We start from the raw sequence: 19,729 nt of genomic DNA on the forward strand, positions 1-19,729 counted from the left end.
AATGGTAGCAACAGTAGTAAATGTACAGGTGAAAAACGAAGAGAAAATCGAGACTGCGCCAAAGAAAGTAGTATTTGATACGAAAAACTTAAATTTATGGTACGGGGAAGACCATGCTTTAAAAGATATTAATTTAAGTATTCATGAGAATGAAGTTACAGCCATTATCGGTCCAAGTGGCTGTGGTAAATCAACGTACTTAAAAACGTTAAATCGCATGGTAGAGTTAGTACCGATCGTTCGAACTACAGGTGTAATTGAATATAGAGAACGCAATATATTTGATAAATCATATCCAGTTGAAGAATTAAGAACACATGTAGGAATGGTGTTCCAAAAGCCAAATCCATTTCCAAAATCTATTTATGAGAATGTAGCATACGGTCCAAAAATCCATGGTATTCGTGACAAAAAGACATTAGATGAAATTGTTGAAAAAAGTTTACGTGGAGCAGCGATTTGGGATGAATTAAAAGATCGTTTGCACGATAATGCATACGGTTTATCTGGTGGACAGCAACAGCGTCTATGCATCGCACGCTGCTTAGCTATTGAGCCAGACGTTATTTTAATGGATGAGCCAACATCGGCATTAGATCCAATTTCAACATTAAAAGTAGAAGAATTAATTCAAGAGTTAAAGAAAGACTTTAGTATTGTTATCGTAACGCATAATATGCAACAAGCAGCGCGTATTTCAGACAAAACTGCTTTCTTCTTAAGCGGGGAAGTTGTGGAGTATACAGATACAAACAAATTATTTACGACTCCTTCAGATAAGCGTACAGAAGATTATATTACAGGTCGCTTTGGCTGATATCGTCGCAAAGCTAAGAGAAAATGCCCTCTTAACAGAGGGCATTTCTTATTTTTATCTCACTTTAATAGGGAAGTAATACTTCCTTTATTTTAAGTTTTATTACAAGTGTAAGAGGCTATGTAGGAGATTTATCCCGCTATTTGCGGGCAGTAAGACCGGATTTCAAAATTCAACAAAAGCAAAGAAGTTAGATGGCGGGCCGCCTGTAAAAGCCCGATTGATGAGGGTTGATTAAAGTTTCACTTTATATATAATGGCACATAATATTGAGGGGGAAGAAAAAATGGTAAGAGAACAGTTTCAAGGTGATTTAAAAGTGTTACAGCAAAAGGTAATCGAGCTTGGAGAATTAGCAAATGCGGCTTTATTGATTGCTATGGAAGGTCTGCATACAAGGGATGTAGAGAAAGCGTTAGAGGTCATTGATGGTGATTACCGCATGGATAATTTAGAAGAGGAAATAAACGATCTTGCACTTATGCTTATTACGAAGCAGCAACCTGTAGCAAGTGACTTAAGAAGGATCTTTATTTCAATTAAAACAGCGACAGATTTAGAGCGTATTGCAGATCATGCTGTTAATATTGCAAAGGCTACAATTCGTCTTGGGGAAAAAGAAGTGGCTGTTAGTTTGCACAACCTGGATGAAATGTTTGCGATTGCAAATGAGATGTTGCATTTAGCGTTAGAAGCATATGAACAAGAAAATTTAACTTTTGCGAAACAAATCGCTGAAATGGATGATTCTGTTGATGAAATATATGGAAAATCAATTCGTGAGTTTATATCTTCAGTTCCGGAACAACCCGAAGCAATTACGCAAATTACACAATTATCATTTGTGGCGAGATATATTGAGCGTGTAGCAGATCATATTACAAATATTGCTGAAAATGTCTTTTATTTAGTAAAAGGAAAGCATTATTTATTGAATGAGTAGGAATTAAAGCAGGTGATGAGAAATCACCTGCTTTTTTTAGTCAAAACATGACAAAAAAAGCTCGTTGTTTCCTTTAGTTTATGATGATAAGATGTATCATAATGTAATGGGAAAATTAGTATATATGTTGTTCGTTAATAAGTATTATTTATCAATTAATAGTAAGCGCTTTCTTTGAGTTTGAACCGTACGTTTTTATAGGTGGGACATTTAATTATAGGGTCTTTTAAATGAGGATTCGTTTAACTAATCAAGTTTATGCTGCTAGTTCATGTGGGATAGAGAATATACATATGGTATATGGAGCTACTGAACATTATATAAGTGGAGGCTGAAGTATATGAAGGGGGTTATTTTAGCTGGAGGAAAAGGAAGACGCCTTAGACCATTAACATGTAATACTCCAAAGCCGATGTTACCGTTATTAGAAAAACCAGTTTTAGAATACAATATTGAGTTATTACGCCAGCATGGTATTCGTGAAATTGCAATTACTGTTCAATATATGAGTACGACCATTAAGCAATATTTTGGTGATGGTAGTAAATGGGGAGTTAACTTGTATTATTTTGAAGACTCTCCTCCGCTTGGTACAGCAGGGAGTATTAAACAAGCAGAACAATTTTTAGATGAAACATTTGTTGTGATAAGTGGGGATGCATTAACTGACTTTCAATTATCAGAAGGAATTAGGTTTCATGAACAAAAGAAAAGAATAGTAACAATGTTTGTGAAAGAAGTAGAAAATCCACTCTCATTTGGATTGGTTGTAATGAATAAAGACCAGGAGGTTACACGATATATAGAAAAGCCGGGCTGGAATGAGGTAGTCTCTAATGTTGTGAATACAGGCATATATATTATGGAGCCAGAAATCTTTTCTTACATACCGCCTAGGCAATTTTTTGATTTTAGTCATGATGTGTTTCCGTTATTGGCAAATAAAAATGTGTTATTCGCATATTTGTCAGAAGGTTATTGGTTAGATATCGGCACATTTAATCAATATCGACAAGCACAATTTGATTTGTTAACGAAAAAGTTACAAGTACCTATTCCTTATACGGAAGTATTACCGATGGTATGGATGGGAGAAGGGGTGACGATTGGCAAAGGGACGAAAATTCATGGCCCCTCTTTTATTGGAGAAGGAGCAAAGATTGGTACAGGAGCTGTAATTGAGCCATATTCTATTATTGGGAAAAATAGTATCGTTTCAAATTATTCTCATCTTCAAAAAAGTATTGTTTTTGCAAATGCCCACATTGGGAAGTATTGTGAACTATTAGAAACGACAATAGGAGAGCGTACAATAGTTGAAGATGACGTTACACTGTTTCAAAAAAGCGTTGTAGCGGATCACTGTCATATTGGGAGAAGCACGGTAATTAAGCAAAAAGGAAAACTATGGCCTTATAAGGCCATTGATAGTCATTCGATAGTAGGAGCAGCTGGTATTCAAGAGAGTGAAATGAGTGCAGGTTGGTTACAAAAAAGCCGCATTGTAGGAAGAGGGAATGTTGAAATTACTCCCCAGTTTATCGTGAAGATTGCGATGGCGTATGGATCTCTTTTTACAAAAGGAGAGAGTATATTAATTGGAAGTCAAGAAAATATAGAAACAACCTCTTATAAAAATTTATTTTTACATGCTATTCATGGTATAGGGATTCATACGATGGAATGTAAAGAAATGAACGAGTCACTTTTTCAATATAGTGTTCATCATTTGAAATGTGCAGGTGGTGTTTTCATTCAAGTGGAGAATGAGAATGAGATTGTTATAAAGTTATACAGTCAAGCTGGCATGCCGTTAACGTATAAGCAGCAAAAAGAGATAGAACAAGTATATATGTCCGAATTGTTTTATTACGTACATGAGAAAGAAATGGGGCGTAATGAGCTGGTTCATGTTTCTATGAATGAGTATATAGAAGTTATATTGGAGCATATTGATATCGAGAAAATACAGATGCAGAAGTTTCATCTTCTTATTAATAAGAGAAATGATACGTTGCAACATTTACTTATGCTCTTTCTGCAAAGACTTGGTTGTACAGTTACATGGATTTATGCAAGCGAACAAAAAGATCATGTGAAAGCTTTGATGAAATCAAGTAAAGCGAATATGGCTCTTATGTTTTCTGAGCAAGGAAATCATTTCGAGTTATACGATAAACATAGTAATATTTACCAGGGTACAGATTTGGAAGAGGTAGATATTCCGGATTTCTTACTCGAATCGACAGGAAATATTTACCCGATGTCTTTGAAGTTAGGAGAATGTTATCTTCTATTTTATACGCAGGATGAAAGAAAGTCGTTTCAAGTAAGGTGGAAGCGAGATATTTTATATCGAATTGGAAAATTATTCGAGCTAATAGCATTGCAAGGAAAAACGTTTCTCAGCATAGTAGAGCAATCACCGCCGCTCTATTTACTTTATGATGAAGTGGCATGTTCATGGAATGAAAAAGGGGAAATTATGAGGAAATTATTGGATGATATAGAAAGGAAGGGAGAAGGTATATTTGAAGGAGTACAGTTCAAATATACTGAAAAAGAGTGGTCTTATATCGTTTCTGACACAAAACAACCAAAATTTTTAGTGTATTCACATGCTAGAAACCCAGTAATAGCAAGGGAAAACATGAAAAATCTTATAGAAAAAATTAGACAATATCAAAAGGTGTAGAATTTTTATTTTAAAAGTGGTATTATAGTATAGTCTGATTTAAGTTATTAGTACTGGAGGGAAATAAGAATGCGTGTGAATATTACTCTAGCATGTACAGAATGCGGAGATCGTAACTATATCTCAAAGAAAAATAAACGTAACAACGCTGAGCGTATCGAGCTTAAAAAGTATTGCAAGCGTGACAAGAAGTCTACGTTACACCGTGAAACAAAGTAAGCAGTAGGAATATTTTCCTACTGTTTCTTTTTTTATTCGATTCCTATGTTAAAAGTGATACACTATCATCATAGAGAAAAGTGTCACTGTAGGGGGGGAAATGTGTGAAAGAAGAGAAAGTGCGTTTGCGTAAACAAATAATAGAACACATGAATTCTTTATCAGAAGAACAGTATACAACTTTATCAGAACAGATTGCATTTTTGCTGTATGCGCAAAAAGAGTGGGTTGAAGCTAAAACAATTGGAATTACTCTTTCAATGGAAAATGAAGTGAATACATATCCTATTATTGAAAAAGCTTGGGAAGAAGGAAAGAAAGTTGTAGTTCCTAAGTGTAATAAAGGAACAAGAACGATGTCCTTCCGGCAAATTAATAATTTTGATCAATTAGAAACGGTGTATATGAATTTACGTGAACCGATTCCTGGGCTTACGGAAGAAGTGAATGTGGATGGAATTGATCTTCAAATTGTGCCGGGCGTAGCTTATACAGAACGAGGAGAGCGAATTGGGTACGGCGGTGGCTATTATGATCGTTATCTCGTGCATTATAAAGGGAAAACGCTATCATTAGCGTATGGTTTTCAAATGGTAAAACACATTCCGGTAGAGCCATTTGATAAAAATATAGAAAAAATTATTACAGAAAAAGGAACAATGCTTATAAATGAGCTTGTCTAGACAAATAAAAATTGACGAGACTTTTTCTTCTTGATTATAATAAAATATGTGAACGTTTTCTTATTATAATTTTTTATAGTAAGCAAGCATAGAGGGTGATGAAATGGTATCTATTTATGATATTCAGCAATTGCTAAAGAAATTTGGTACGATTATTTATACGGGAGATCGAATTGCAGATTTACAATTAATGCAAGATGAATTGCGTGAATTAAATCAATCACAGCTAATCGATCCACAAGACTATCAAACAGCTTTATTTTTATTGAAGCAAGAAATTCAAAAAGAGCTAAATAAGAATTAGATAAAGGTAGGTAAGCAACATGGAAGAGAAATGGTTAGTTGGTGTTGACCTTGGTGGTACAACGATTAAATTAGCATTTATTAATGTATACGGTGAAATTTTACATAAGTGGGAAATCCCTACGAATACAGGTGAGCAAGGAAAACATATTACACTTGATGTTGCGAAAGCAATTGATAAAAAGCTAGAAGAATTAGGCGAATTGAAGAGCAAGTTAATTGGTATTGGTATGGGAGCTCCTGGCCCTGTACATGTGGCATCTGGAATGATTTATGAAGCGGTTAATTTAGGGTGGAAAAACTATCCGCTAAAAGATTTATTAGAAGTAGAAACAGGATTACCTGTTGTTATTGATAATGATGCAAACTTAGCAGCGCTTGGTGAAATGTGGAAAGGTGCTGGTGAAGGTGCAAAAGATTTAATCTGCATGACACTTGGTACGGGCGTTGGTGGTGGTGTAATCGCCAATGGTGAGATTGTACACGGCGTGAGTGGTGCTGCTGGTGAGATTGGACATATTACAGTAGTTACAGAAAATGCTTTCCCATGTAATTGCGGGAAGTCTGGTTGCTTAGAAACAGTAGCATCTGCAACAGGTATTGTACGTGTTGCTATGCAAAAAATACAAGAGACTAATAAAGAAAGCATGTTGCGTTCTATGTTAGCTGAAGAAGGACGTATTACATCAAAAGATGTCTTTGAAGCACTTGGACAAGGTGATGAATTAGCAGGCGAAGTAGTAGAAAAAGTAGCTTCTTATTTAGGATTAGCTGTAGCAAACCTTTCTAGTACGTTGAACCCAGAGAAAATTGTTATTGGTGGAGGCGTGTCTAAAGCTGGAGATGCGCTATTAGAACCAATTCAACGCTATTTCGAGCAATACGCTTTCTCACGTGCTGTAAAGAGCACGAAGTTAGCTATTGCAACACTTGGTAATGATGCAGGTGTTATCGGAGGAGCTTGGCTTGTAAAAAAGCACAAATACGAAGCGAAGATGATATAAGATGTGAAATATGAAAAGAGGAAGGGGGAACCCTTCCTCTTTTTGTGTGAAATCTCGATGAAGAATAAAGTGTAAACGAATTAAGCTGCTGGTGGATACCCGTTATATAGAACAGTCATGATCGTAAACCATCCGAAAACGAGTACAGTTGCAATTGCAAAGCCGCTCGCGAAAAAGTTTTTTTCACGAAGTGTTCTAAGCGTAGCAAATACAGCTAACAGAGTGACAAGTGTAAAAATAATAACAAGGCCCATACAATATCCTCCTCTGTCTACCCATTTCTTATTATGAGTTTTTGGAATATTTACTCTTTTATATTGTACATGTTTTAAAAATGATTGTCGAGATAGCATCCTTTCTTTTCCTCAGAGAAAGAAATGTTGTATCATTAAAAGTAAGTTTAATAACTGGAGGAGATTTCATATGAAATGGATACAAATGCCGTTAGGCCCATTGCAAACCAATGCTTATATTTTAATGAACGATCAAAAAGAGTGCATTATCTTTGACCCTGGTCATGAAGGTGAAAAGCTCGTTACATATTTACAAGAAGAACAATTAAAACCATTGGCGGTTTTATTAACACATGCTCACTTTGATCATATCGGTGCTGTTGATGCGGTAAGAGACGCTTTTTATATTCCTGTATACGTACATAAAGAAGAAGCAGATTGGTTAGGAGATGCAACTGTAAACGGCTCTCAAATTTTTATGATGAACCGCAGTATTACAGCAAAACCAGCGGATCATATTATTGATGCAGAAGGTACATTAACAATTGAATCATTTAATTTTGAAATTTTTGAGACGCCGGGACATTCTCCAGGAAGTATTTCTTATTATAGTAAAGAGGCGAATGCTGTATTCTCAGGAGATGTATTGTTCCAAATGAGCATTGGAAGAACAGATTTGCCTGGTGGAAGTTTTGCTGAATTAATTGGAAGTATTGAAGAGAAATTATTTGTATTACCAGATGAAACAGCGGTGTTATGTGGACATGGTCCAGAAACAAGCATTGGCTTTGAAAAAGAAAATAATCCATTTTTACAATAAGGAGTCATTATGGGAATGGAGCTCATTTTAAGAGAATGGATGGGGAAAGAAAAGGATTATTCAATTTCATATAGTACGTATATGAACCTTGTATTGTATACAGAAGGTCATGGATATTATATGAAAGAACGTGAAAAGATTGGAAGAAAAGGGGATTTTTTTACAAGTAGCAATGTATCCTCTGTTTTTGCAAAAACTTTTGCTAAACTTTTTATTCGTCTTGTTGAAAATGGTGAAGTTGCTTCGAATATTTGTGAGGTTGGTGGGGGAACTGGAAAGTTTGCCTATGATGTTTTACAAGAATGGAAGCAATTATCTCCAAAAACCTTTATTGATTTAAACTATTCAATGATTGAAGTGAGCCCTTTTCATAGGAAATTACAGCAGGAGCAACTTGGCTCATTTTCTAATGTATCGTACTATACCTCCTATAGTGAAATGGGAGATTCTTTCGAGGGAATTCTTTTTTCGAATGAGTTGTTTGATGCATTTCCTGTTGAAATAATTGAGAAAAGAAATGGTATGTTGTATGAAGTACGTATTACATATACAGAGGAAGGAAACCTTTCAGAAGTATGTAGGCCGTTAGATAAAAGAATTGGTCGATATTTATTGAAATATAATATTCATATTGCTGAAGGGCAACGTTTTGAAGTACCAATTGTGATGGAGGAGTATATAAAAGAAATTGCGAAATGGTTTCAAAAAGGTATATGTATTACAGTTGATTACGGATACACAAAAGAAGAATGGATGCATCCAGCACACCGTGAAGGAAGTTTGCGAGGGTATTATCAGCATAAGCTAATACGAAACCCACTAGCGTATCCAGGTGAAATGGATCTTACTACTCATATTCATTGGGACGAGCTAACTGAGATGTTTAGTCTGCAGGGAATGAGTGCAGTATGGCATAAGAAACAATCTGAGTTCTTGTTAGCTGCAGGAATATTAGAACAGCTTACGAGCCATCAAGATACGAATCCTTTTTCTGAAACGCAAAAAAAAAATCGAGCAGTTCGTTCTATGATTTTGAATGGAGGAGTAGGGAGTGCGTTTGATGTTGTTATACATACAAAAGATATGCAACATTTGCATTTGGAGCGGTATGTAACAATATAAAAAAAACAAGACACAGTATATACTGTGTCTTGTTTTTTAATACGACTTATGTAGTATTATATATTTCCTCTCATGATATATATTTATATTAAAGATATGAGATGAAAAATATAGAATACGTTCTTTTTCTTCGATTATTAGTCCCTAACCTAATAATACGCGAACGAGTTGAATTATTGTTTCGTTCTCTACTTTGTAATAAATTTCCAATCCTTTTCTTTCACTAGAAACGATTTTAGCGCTTTTTAATTTTGCTAAATGCTGTGAAATTGTAGATTGTGGCATGTTTAAGCCAGTATACATTGTAGAAACGTTGCTTGGACCGCGCTCAATTAATCCTTTTACGATACATAAACGAACAGGATGAGCTAGTACTTTTAATAATTCTGCATTACTTTCATATAGTTCTAATTCTTTTTGAAAGGTTTCTAACATGTTCTTTTCCACCTCCGTGTGAGCTATTATACCATACTATACATACCAAAAATTTAAAGAAAAGAAAATAGTTGTTGCAGAAAAAAAGTCCTAAAGTAAAGAAATTGTAAGAAAAGAGACCCTGATGTAAATAAAATAGGTAAATTAGCACGTTTTTGTAAAATAAAATTTTTGGGTGAAAATTTCGATGCGTTTTAAAAATTGAAAGATATAGATATATTTGTAACACAATTTTATCATGATTTTCTTATTCTTTCAAATGAATATACAAAATTTTTAAAATAATACGACAAAGGAATTGTAATGATATATATAGAATATAAAACAGTTTAAAAGAAAAGAAGCTGAATGTAATTCGCTTCTTTATGATGATAACGAAATATTTGATTACAGCTGATAAATCTTAGGATAATCAAGTCATTAGTCATTTATTCTAAAATTCATCTTTTAGCAACGTTAAAAACCTGTGATTCCATATGTTCTCGTAAAAATCAATCGTCTCTTTTGCGGACATAAAAGGATTCTTCAACGTAGAGGTTGTTTTCTGTGCCATAAAGTTTTCGTATCCCAGTCCGTGGGCAAACTTAATCGTAGCATCCATACAGTACTCTGTTTGGGCACCACAAAATTCAATGCGCTTTACAGATAATTGATCTAAAATTTCTTTTAAGTTTGTTTTATAAAATGAATTTGCATGTGTTTTTCTTACAAAAAAATCTTGTTCTTGAACATCTAGATCGGTATGAATAGCCCAATTTTCTTTCTCGGGTACTAAATCATCATCACAATGTTGAACAAAAAGGATTGGTTTATTTAATTTTCTGTATGAAGAAATTCTTTGATTTACTTTTGTTAGTAAGTTCTGTAAATCAAATAGATGCTCTCCGCTATAACATACTCCATTTTGTAAATCGATAACGATTAAAATATCTGTACAAGTATCCATTATTTTTGCTCCTTTTTATTTCTTAATATATCAATTAATCCATTACTTGGAAATAGATAAAAATTTTATTTTTTAATGAACTATATAGATAGAAAAGCACTAAAACGAGTATGGTAGACAGCATAAAAAAAGATATGAAAACTTAATTTCATATCTTCTATTCATTCTATGCATTTACAGGTTCTTCTACATAAGAAAGGGCATTTTCAAAATCGGATATTAAATCGTCAACATTTTCAAGGCCAACTGATAACCGAAGTAATGAATTAGAGATCCCTCTTTCATCACGAGCTTCTTGCGACAGTGCTGCATGTGACATTTTTGCTGGGTAAGAAAGAATTGACTCTACCGCTCCTAAACTAACTGCAAAAACGGGTAATTTTACTTTTGACAAAAATTGGCGGAGTGCATCTTCTGACTGCAAAGTAAACGATAAGACCGCTCCAGCTGATGTTGCTTGAGATTGTTGAATATCAAATCCGAGATGCGTTTGTAATCCAGGATAATAGACATTTTGTACTTTAGCGTGCTCTTGTAAATAATGTGCAATTTTATTGGCATTTTTAGCTGAATGCTCGAGGCGTACATGCAATGTTTTTAGGCCACGAAGTACGAGAGAACAATCTTGAGGCCCTAAAATAGCACCGAATGCATTTTGTAAAAATCCAAGCTTTTGAGCGAGTTCTGCATCTTTTACTACTGCTAATCCGGCAGTAACATCACTATGACCAGCAATAAATTTTGTAGCACTATGAAGAACGACATCAGCTCCAAGTTCAAGTGGTTTCTGGAATAGTGGTGTCAAAAAAGTATTATCAACAAAAGTAAGAGCGCCAATAGATTTTGCAAGTTTAGAAACTTCGCGGATATCTGTCACTTTTAAAAGTGGGTTAGAAGGTGTTTCTACATAAAAGAGCTTTGTATTTGGTTTAATGTTTTGTTTTATTTCTTCTAAATTGGTCATATCAACAAATGTATGTGAAACACCGTAACGGGAGAGTACCTCAGTTATCACTCTGTAAGTGCCTCCGTATACATCTTCTGAAATGAGTACGTGATCACCTTGTGAAAGAAGGAGGAATGCAGTGGAAATCGCTGCAATGCCTGATGCAAAGGCGAATCCCTTTGTTCCACCTTCTAATAAAGCAATGATATCTTCAAGAGCTTCACGAGTTGGATTTCCTGACCTGCTATAGTCATATTTTCCGAACGTATCTACATCAAACTGGTGAAAAGTTGATGTGTTATAAATGGGAACGTTCACAGCGCCCGTTTGTGAGTCATGTTTATATTGGTTGTGTAGTAAGAGTGTATCTATAGAATAGCTCATATTTTTACACCTTCTTTTACGAGTTTAATGGCTTGCTTTAAGTCTTGAATTAAATCGTTACTATTTTCAATGCCAACGGAGAATCGAAGAAGACGATTGCATACACCGTTTGCTGTTCTAATATCTTCAGGAATATCAGCATGTGTTTGCGTTGCTGGATAAGTCATTAAACTTTCTACACCACCAAGACTTTCTGCAAATGTAATTAAGGATAAAGATTGTAAGAATGGATTAATCCAAGCTTCATCTTTAAGGCGGAATGAAATCATGCCGCCTCTTCCTGGATAAAATACATCTGTCACCCCGTTTTCATCATTTAAATATGCAACAACTGCTTTCGCATTTTCTTCATGTTGTCTCATGCGAAGCGCTAACGTTTTCATACCGCGAATTAATAACCATGAGTCAAATGGGCTTAAAACCGCGCCTGATGCATTATGATAATGAGCGATTTCCTCGCAAAGTTCCATTCCTTTTGCAACGACAAGTCCGCTTAGTACATCGTTATGTCCCCCTAAATATTTCGTTGCGCTATGGAGTACAATGTCAGCACCCTCTGTTAATGGTTGCTGTATATAAGGTGTGTAGAATGTGTTGTCTACAATAAGAAGTAGTCCGTGCCTTTTCGCTACAGTTGCGACAGCAGCAATATCAGTAACTTGCATTAATGGATTAGTTGGAGTTTCTATGAAAATAGCCTTCGTTTCAGTTGTGATAGCTTGCTCAATTTGTTTAATAGATTGTGTATTTACGTATCTACATCGAACATTCCACTTTTTTTCGTGCTCAGAAAATAATCGATACGTTCCTCCGTATAAATCTTCAGATACAATAAGTTCGTCTCCAGAGCGGAATAGAGAAAGGACGAGGAGAACAGCCGCCATCCCTGAACTACAGGCATAACCTTGTTCGCCATATTCTAAGTCTGCGATTGCCTGTTCTAAAAGACCGCGAGTTGGATTGCCAGTTCGTGAATAGTCAAAGCCAGTAGATTTACCAATTCCTTCGTGACGATAAGCGGTTGAGAAATAAACCGGTGGATTAACCGTTCCTGTTGTAGTTTCACTGCGATTTCCGATTTGTGCTAGTTTTGTTTCGATTGTTGACATGTGAAAATTCCTCCTTTTTAAATTGAAACATTAAGTGAATATAAAATAAAAAAAGCCTTCTAAGAAGAAGGCTTTCGGTTTGAATAGAGTCTTCTTCTCATCTGTCAAATCTTTCACAATTTGCTGGAATTAGCACCTTATTAACAAACTGTTAATGGTTGCTGAGGCGTCATAGGGCCAGTCCCTCTACCTCTCTAGATAAGAATGTTCGTATGAAATTTTTATTATGTTTTTAACTTTACAACAAAAGATAATTGAATTGCAAGTTTATTTTAAATAATTTTTATTTTTCCGCAAGTATCATTGACTTTTACTTTTGTGCATGCTAAATTTATTAAAAAATTAACAAACATTGTTAAAAGGGGAACGCATTTCCTTTTAGCTACATAAATAAAATAATAAAGACAACTCTTATTGAGAGCGGTGGAGGGAAAGGCCCTGTGAAACCCGGCAACCTTCAAACGAAATGTTTGAAACGGTGCTAATACCTGCAAAACGAATGTTTTGCATAATAAGAGGAGGAACGATTATGTCCCCCTCTTCAAAGTGAAGAGGGGGTTTTTATATTGATAGAAATGAGGGAGATTCGTGAAATTACTAGATTTATTATCAAAAGGAATTGTAATAGGTGATGGTGCGGTTGGGACGTTATTGCATTCACATGGTTTGCAAAGTAGCTTTGAAGAATTGAATGTATCTGATCCAGACTTAATTATATCGATTCATAAACAATATGTAGCTGCTGGAGCAGATGTAATTCAAACGAATACGTATGGGGCAAATGAGACGAAATTACGTATGTATGGTTTAGAAAATCAAGTTACAGAAATTAATAGAGCGGCAGTAAAACTGGCGAAAGCATCTGTTACAGACAGAAATGCAATTTTAGGAACAATTGGTGGTATGAAACACATCGGAGCCGTTACAACGACTGATATGGAAAGGGAGTTTATGCTACTTGAACAGGCAGGGGCTTTACTAGAAGAGCAGGTTGATGGATTACTATTAGAAACTTTTTACGATGAATTTGAATTACTTCATGCCGTTAAAGTATTGCGTAAGCAAACGAATATTCCAATTGTTGCTCAATTAGCGTTACATGAAGCAGGTACGACTCAAAATGGAAATGATGTCAATGAAATATTAAAGCAACTTATAGATTGCGGTGCAAATGTTGTTGGATTGAATTGTCAACTAGGGCCGCTTCATATGACGGAAGCTTTCAAAATGATATCGATTCCGCAAAATGGCTATTTATCAGCATACCCAAATGCAGGTCTCCCGAATTATGTGGAGGGACGTTATGTATATGAGGGAAGCCCAGCTTATTTTGAAGCGATGACACCGAGATTTATTGAGCAAGGTATTCGATTATTGGGTGGTTGTTGTGGTACGACTCCAGAACATATTCAAAGTATGAAGCGCGCTGTTGCGAATATTACCCCTGTAATAGAAAAAGACACGATTCAAAGGCCGAAAGTCGTTCATACGCATGAGAAACGTTCGAAGGCTCACGTCACTCTAGCAGAGAAAGCGAAAAAACAAACGACAGTTGTAGTGGAATTAGATCCACCGAAAACGTTAGATACACAGCGTTTTTTTGAAGGAGCAAGAGCGTTAAAAAGAGCGGGAGCAGATGCTATTACTCTAGCAGATAATTCATTAGCATCGCCTCGCATCTCGAATATGGCAATGGGTGCGTTATTAACCAAGCATGATATCCCAGTATTGACACATTTAACGTGTAGAGATCATAACGTCATTGGACTACAATCTCATTTGTTAGGTTTATCGGCGTTAGGGATGGAAGAAGTGTTAGCTTTAACTGGTGATCCAGCGCGCGTTGGTGATTTTCCCGGTGCAACTTCTGTATATGATTTATCCTCTATTGAGCTCATTAAAATGATTAAAGAAATGAACGATGGACGTTCAATTTTAGGGAAATCAATTGGACCGGCGACAAGGTTTTCTGTAGGCGGCGCATTTAATCCTCACGTGAGGCACTTAAAAGCAGCGGTTAAGCGAATGGAACGAAAAATAGATGCTGGAGCGGAGTATTTTTTAACTCAGCCAATTTACGATATCGCGCTAATTGAAGAAGTGTATGAAGCGACAAAGCATCTGGAACAACCTATTTTTATTGGAATTATGCCGTTAGTAAGTAAGCGGAATGCAGATTTTCTTCATTTTGAGGTGCCGGGTATTACTCTTCCTGAAGAAATAAGAGAGAGAATGGATGGACACGAAACGAAAGAGGCAGCAATTGAGGAAGGGATTCGCATTTCGCAAGAATTAATCGACATAGCGATGAAATATTTTAATGGTATTTATCTTATTACACCATTTTTAAAGTATGAAATTACAGAACATCTTGTTAAATATGTAAGAGAAAAGCAAGAAGTGAAAGAAGGTATTAATTGATGAAGTGTATAGAAGAAAAATTACAGAATAGCATTTTAATATTAGATGGGGCAATGGGGACAATGATTCAGCAAGAGGATTTAACTGCTGAAGATTTCGGAGGAGAAGAGTACGAGGGCTGTAATGAATATTTAGTAGAAACAAGACCAGACGTTATTTTAAAAATTCATAAAGCTTATATTGAAGCTGGAGCGGATATTATTGAAACAAATACATTTGGGGCAACGAATATTGTACTAAGTGATTATGAGCTGTCTCATTTAGATGAAGAACTAAATGAAAAGGCAGCACTTTTGGCGAAGCAAGCTGTTAAAGAAAGCGGGAAGGAAGTATATGTTGCGGGAGCAATGGGACCAACAACGAAAGCAATTAGTGTTACAGGTGGTGTGACTTTTGAAGAATTGATTGAGGCTTATACAAGGCAGGCACGAGGATTGTTAAAAGGAGAAGTTGATGTATTACTCGTTGAGACGAGTCAAGATATGCGTAACGTGAAAGCAGCTTATATTGGAATTCAAGCTGCTTTTGAAGAAATGAAAAAAACGGTTCCTATTATGATTTCAGGAACGATTGAGCCAATGGGAACGACTCTGGCTGGGCAAACAATTGAAGCTTTTTATTTATCAGTAGAACATATGAAACCATTATCTGTTGGATTAAACTGTGCGACTGGTCCGGAGTTTATGAGGGACCATATTCGTTCACTATCTGATTTATCGGAGTGTTACATTTCTTGTTATCCAAATGCAGGTCTTCCTGATGAAGATGGACATTACCATGAATCTCCATCTTCTCTTGCTGAAAAGGTGAAGCGATTTGCTGAAGAAGGATGGGTTAATATTATCGGTGGTTGTTGTGGCACGACACCAGAACATATAAAAGCAATGAAATCCGCGCTAGCATCTCTTAAGCCTCGTGACCATCATGAGAGAGAAGGACATGGAATTAGTGGATTGGAGGCACTGCAATACGATGAGTCTATGAGACCGTTATTTGTAGGTGAAAGAACGAATGTTATTGGATCACGTAAATTTAAACGATTAGTAGCAGAAGGGAAATTTGAAGAGGCTGCTGAAGTGGCAAGGGCGCAAGTGAAGAAAAATGCTCATATTATTGATATTTGTATGGCAGATCCTGATCGTGATGAAATAGAAGATATGGAGAAATTTTTGACAGAAGTTACGAAAGTGTTAAAAGTACCGATTATGATTGATTCAACGGATGAAAATGTTATGGCAAGAGCACTTACTTATATTCAAGGAAAAGCTGTTATCAACTCTATTAATTTAGAAGATGGAGAAGAGCGTTTTGAAAAGGTAACACCGCTTCTTCGTAAGTATGGTGCTGCAATTGTAGTTGGTACAATCGATGAAGATGGTATGGCAGTAAGTGCTGAAAGAAAATTAGAAATTGCAAAAAGAAGTTACGAATTATTAACGACGAAATATGGAATACGTCCGTCAGATATTATTTTTGATGCACTTGTGTTTCCAGTAGGGACAGGTGATGAAGAATATATTGGTTCAGCGGCAGCGACTATAGAAGGAATTCGTCTTATTAAAGAAGCGTTACCAGAGTGTTTAACGATTTTAGGTGTAAGTAACATATCATTTGGTTTACCACCAGCTGGACGTGAAGTATTGAATTCCGTCTTTTTATATCATGCTACGAAGGCTGGATTAGATTACGCGATTGTTAATACGGAAAAATTAGAACGCTATGCGTCGATTCCAGAGGAAGAAAAACACCTTGCAGATGCATTACTGTTTGAAACGACTAAAGAGACGTTAGAAGAATTTACAAACTTTTACCGAGTCGCTAAAAAGAAAGATGTCGTTGTGCAAGAAACGTTAACGCTTAATGAAAGACTAGCAAATTATATTGTAGAAGGTACGAAACAAGGATTACACGAGGATTTAAGTCTTGCACTTGAAGAAGGAAGAAAACCTCTTGATATTATTAACGGTCCGCTTATGACAGGGATGGACGAGGTAGGACGACTATTTAATAATAATGAACTTATTGTTGCTGAAGTATTGCAAAGTGCCGAAAGTATGAAAGCTGCTGTAAGTTATTTAGAGCCATATATGGAATCTAGTGATAGTGCGAAAAAAGGGAAAGTATTATTAGCAACTGTAAAAGGTGACGTGCATGATATTGGGAAAAATCTCGTTGAAATTATTTTAGCGAATAACGGATATGAGATTATTAATTTAGGAATTAATGTACGTTCAGATCGAATTGTTCAAGAAGTACAAGAAAAGAATCCGGACATTATAGGACTTTCAGGTTTATTAGTAAAATCAGCGCAACAAATGGTAACGACTGCTGAAGATTTAAAAGCAGCAAATATTGATGTTCCCATTGTTGTAGGTGGTGCAGCGTTAACGAGAAAGTTTACAGATAATCGGATTTCACCATCATATAAAGGGCTCGTTTGTTATGCGAGTGATGCGATGACGGGGCTCGATATTATTAATAAGCTTCAAAAAGAAGAAGAGCGTGAGAAGATGAAACAGGATAAGAAAGAACGGCATCTTCATATCGTAAAAAAAGAGGAGAAGAAAGTAGAAATTCCAGCAGTAATTGAGCCATTACCAAAGGCTGAGGTTATCGTGCCTGATTCAACAAAACGAATTGTATTACGCGATATTCCCGCCCTTCATCTCGCTCCATTTTTAAATAGACAAATGCTACTTGGGCATCACCTTGGATTAAAAGGAAATGTGAAGAAGCTTTTGAAAAAGGGAGATAAGAGAGCGCATGAATTAAATGATTTAATAGATGAATTATTGCAAGAAGGACAATCTTGGTTAAAGCCAAAAGCAGTGTATCAATTTTTCCCAGCGCAAAGCGATGGACAAAACATTGTAATATATGATCCAGAAGATCATACGCGTGTTATAGAGCGTTTCACGTTCCCTAGACAAGGAAAGGCCCCCTATCGTACTTTAGGCGATTATTTGCGCCCAATTGGAGATGAGATGGACTATGTTGCTTTCTTATCTGTTACGGTTGGGGAAGGAGTTCGGGACATTGCTGAAGAGTGGAAGGCGAAAGGTGATTACTTACGTAGTCATGCCATTCAATCGTTAGCGCTTGAATTAGCAGAAGGACTTGCTGAAAAAACACATATGCTCATTCGTGACCGCTGGGGCATTCCAGACTCACCTGAACTGACGATGGAAGAACGTTTCCGTACGAAATATAGAGGAATACGCGTGTCATTTGGTTATCCGGCGTGTCCAGAACTTGCAGATCAAGAAAAGCTATTTCGCTTAATTCATCCAGAGGAAATAGGTATTTCATTAACAGAAGGATTCATGATGGAGCCAGAAGCGTCCGTAACGGCTATGGTATTTTCTCACCCTGAGGCAAGATATTTTAGTGTATTATAGTCTAGAAGGGGGAGACGTATGAAGAAAATAGTCTTTACAGGTGGCGGTTCGGCAGGACATGTAACACCTAATTTAGCCATTATCCCACATTTACAGGAAGACAACTGGGATATCTCTTATATTGGTTCTCATCAAGGTATTGAGAAAACGATTATAGAAAAGGAAGGCATTCCCTACTATAGTATTTCGAGTGGAAAGCTACGTCGTTATTTTGATTTGAAAAATATAAAAGATCCTTTTCTTGTAATGAAGGGTGTTATGGATGCGTATGTAAGGATTCGAAAACTAAAACCAGATGTGATTTTTTCAAAAGGCGGTTTCGTATCTGTACCAGTCGTAATTGGAGGATGGCTAAATAGAGTACCAGTTTTATTACATGAATCTGATATGACGCCAGGACTAGCAAATAAAATTGCGCTTCGTTTTGCTTCGAAAATATTTGTTACATTTGAAGAAGCAGCGAAGCATTTACCGAAAGAAAAAGTAATATATACGGGATCTCCTGTACGTGAAGAAGTGCTGAAGGGAAATCCTGAAACAGGTTTAGCATTTTTAGGTTTTTCACGTAAAAAGCCAGTTATTACGATTATGGGAGGCAGCTTGGGCGCGAAGAAAATTAATGATACGGCTCGAGAAGCATTACCAGAACTTCTTAAAAAGTATCAAATTGTTCACCTTTGCGGAAAAGGTAACCTTGATGAAAGTTTACAAAATAAAGAAGGATATAGACAATTTGAATATGTACATGGAGAACTGCCGGATATATTAGCGGTAACAGATTTTGTTATTTCACGCGCGGGCTCCAACGCAATTTTTGAATTTTTAACATTACAAAAGCCGATGGTTTTAATTCCATTATCGAAATTTGCAAGCCGTGGAGATCAAATATTAAATGCAGAGTCCTTTGAAAGGCAAGGGTATGCCTCCGTATTATATGAAGAAGATGTAACTGTAAAATCTCTGATAAAGTATGTCGAAGAATTGAATCAAAATAATGAGAAGTATAAAACAGCACTAAAAAAATATAATGGAAAAGAAGCAATTCAAACAATCATTCAAAATATTTCAGAGGCATGATGAAACAATCATGCCTCTTTTAGTAGGGTGAAAGATTCCAAGAATTGATATTTTTATGTTACAATAAAGTGAAACTTTAATCAGTTGGGTGCATCCCACATCTAACTTCTTTACTTTTACTGAAATTTGAGGAGGGAGTCTTACTGCCCTCAAATAGCGGGATAATAACTGGGT

The 19,729-nt window shown here is 36.0% G+C and carries 17 protein-coding genes and 2 riboswitches; of the genes, 12 read left to right on the forward strand and 5 right to left on the reverse strand.

The window, feature by feature from the left end; genetic code table 11:
* The first annotated feature begins 1 nt into the window (after position 1).
* The 7 genes from pstB to glcK all read left to right on the forward strand — a co-directional run bounded on the left by pstB (position 2) and on the right by glcK (position 6,664).
* Complete coding sequence (gene pstB, locus N2V92_RS13530) at positions 2–817, forward strand: phosphate ABC transporter ATP-binding protein (protein ID WP_000226681.1); 816 nt, start codon at positions 2–4, stop codon at positions 815–817.
* Positions 818–1,103: 286 nt separating this feature from the next.
* The gene (phoU, locus tag N2V92_RS13535; protein ID WP_000251245.1) at positions 1,104–1,760 is read left to right on the forward strand and encodes a phosphate signaling complex protein PhoU; all 657 of its coding nucleotides are present in this window, start codon (positions 1,104–1,106) and stop codon (positions 1,758–1,760) included.
* 340 nt (positions 1,761–2,100) lie between these two features.
* The gene (locus N2V92_RS13540) at positions 2,101–4,455 is read left to right on the forward strand and encodes a sugar phosphate nucleotidyltransferase (RefSeq protein WP_000679326.1); all 2,355 of its coding nucleotides are present in this window, start codon (positions 2,101–2,103) and stop codon (positions 4,453–4,455) included.
* A 69-nt stretch (positions 4,456–4,524) separates the two neighbouring features.
* Positions 4,525–4,674, forward strand: a complete 150-nt coding sequence (gene rpmG / locus N2V92_RS13545) for a 50S ribosomal protein L33 (protein ID WP_001265616.1) — start codon at positions 4,525–4,527, stop codon at positions 4,672–4,674.
* 104 nt (positions 4,675–4,778) lie between these two features.
* Positions 4,779–5,357: a 5-formyltetrahydrofolate cyclo-ligase gene (locus tag N2V92_RS13550; protein ID WP_000656859.1), complete on the forward strand. Its 579-nt coding sequence runs from the start codon at positions 4,779–4,781 to the stop codon at positions 5,355–5,357.
* Between the two features lie 103 nt (positions 5,358–5,460).
* A complete protein-coding gene (locus N2V92_RS13555; protein ID WP_000253699.1) occupies positions 5,461–5,661 on the forward strand; it encodes a YqgQ family protein in 201 nt (66 codons plus the stop codon).
* Positions 5,662–5,680: 19 nt separating this feature from the next.
* A complete protein-coding gene (gene glcK, locus N2V92_RS13560; protein WP_000391701.1) occupies positions 5,681–6,664 on the forward strand; it encodes a glucokinase in 984 nt (327 codons plus the stop codon).
* Positions 6,665–6,744: 80 nt separating this feature from the next.
* On the opposite strand, the gene N2V92_RS13565 is transcribed toward glcK, so the two are convergent.
* Complete coding sequence (locus N2V92_RS13565; RefSeq protein WP_000524852.1) at positions 6,745–6,918, reverse strand: DUF2759 domain-containing protein; 174 nt, start codon at positions 6,916–6,918, stop codon at positions 6,745–6,747.
* Positions 6,919–7,087: 169 nt separating this feature from the next.
* Between N2V92_RS13565 and N2V92_RS13570 the strand changes: the two genes are divergently transcribed.
* Together N2V92_RS13570 and N2V92_RS13575 are read left to right on the forward strand one after the other, a co-directional pair.
* Positions 7,088–7,717 carry an MBL fold metallo-hydrolase gene (locus N2V92_RS13570; RefSeq protein WP_000871229.1) on the forward strand — a complete coding sequence of 210 codons (630 nt, stop codon included), beginning with the start codon at positions 7,088–7,090 and terminating at the stop codon, positions 7,715–7,717.
* A 9-nt stretch (positions 7,718–7,726) separates the two neighbouring features.
* Positions 7,727–8,839, forward strand: a complete 1,113-nt coding sequence (locus N2V92_RS13575; RefSeq protein WP_000525135.1) for a class I SAM-dependent methyltransferase — start codon at positions 7,727–7,729, stop codon at positions 8,837–8,839.
* Positions 8,840–8,983: 144 nt separating this feature from the next.
* Here the strand turns inward: N2V92_RS13575 and N2V92_RS13580 are convergent, their stop codons facing one another.
* The 4 genes from N2V92_RS13580 to metI form a co-directional block, all read right to left on the reverse strand.
* Positions 8,984–9,274: an ArsR/SmtB family transcription factor gene (locus N2V92_RS13580; protein WP_000894377.1), complete on the reverse strand. Its 291-nt coding sequence runs from the start codon at positions 9,272–9,274 to the stop codon at positions 8,984–8,986.
* Positions 9,275–9,707: 433 nt separating this feature from the next.
* Complete coding sequence (locus N2V92_RS13585) at positions 9,708–10,220, reverse strand: cysteine hydrolase family protein (RefSeq protein ID WP_000379186.1); 513 nt, start codon at positions 10,218–10,220, stop codon at positions 9,708–9,710.
* 166 nt (positions 10,221–10,386) lie between these two features.
* A complete protein-coding gene (gene metC / locus N2V92_RS13590; RefSeq protein WP_000122296.1) occupies positions 10,387–11,550 on the reverse strand; it encodes a cystathionine beta-lyase in 1,164 nt (387 codons plus the stop codon).
* Positions 11,547–12,659 carry a cystathionine gamma-synthase/O-acetylhomoserine thiolyase gene (gene metI, locus N2V92_RS13595; RefSeq protein WP_000103895.1) on the reverse strand — a complete coding sequence of 371 codons (1,113 nt, stop codon included), beginning with the start codon at positions 12,657–12,659 and terminating at the stop codon, positions 11,547–11,549. The genes metC and metI overlap by 4 nt, the downstream gene beginning before the upstream one ends.
* Before the next feature lie 94 nt (positions 12,660–12,753).
* Positions 12,754–12,864: riboswitch (SAM riboswitch) on the reverse strand.
* A 203-nt stretch (positions 12,865–13,067) separates the two neighbouring features.
* Positions 13,068–13,177, forward strand: a riboswitch (SAM riboswitch).
* A gap of 70 nt (positions 13,178–13,247) precedes the next feature.
* Here metI and N2V92_RS13600 point away from each other — a divergent pair.
* Genes N2V92_RS13600 through murG form a run of 3 tightly spaced genes read left to right on the forward strand, consistent with a single transcriptional unit; the run spans position 13,248 to position 19,555 of the window.
* Positions 13,248–15,080 (forward strand): bifunctional homocysteine S-methyltransferase/methylenetetrahydrofolate reductase, encoded by a 1,833-nt coding sequence (locus N2V92_RS13600; protein ID WP_000770367.1) that lies wholly within the window; start codon positions 13,248–13,250, stop codon positions 15,078–15,080.
* Positions 15,080–18,478: a methionine synthase gene (metH, locus tag N2V92_RS13605; protein ID WP_000649726.1), complete on the forward strand. Its 3,399-nt coding sequence runs from the start codon at positions 15,080–15,082 to the stop codon at positions 18,476–18,478. Before N2V92_RS13600 ends, metH begins: the two co-directional genes overlap by 1 nt.
* Before the next feature lie 18 nt (positions 18,479–18,496).
* A complete protein-coding gene (gene murG, locus N2V92_RS13610) occupies positions 18,497–19,555 on the forward strand; it encodes an undecaprenyldiphospho-muramoylpentapeptide beta-N-acetylglucosaminyltransferase (protein WP_000724741.1) in 1,059 nt (352 codons plus the stop codon).
* Positions 19,556–19,729: the final 174 nt, after the last annotated feature.

The organism is Bacillus sp. CH_48, assembly GCF_038008465.1.
Lineage (GTDB): Bacteria > Bacillota > Bacilli > Bacillales > Bacillaceae_G > Bacillus_A > Bacillus_A thuringiensis_S.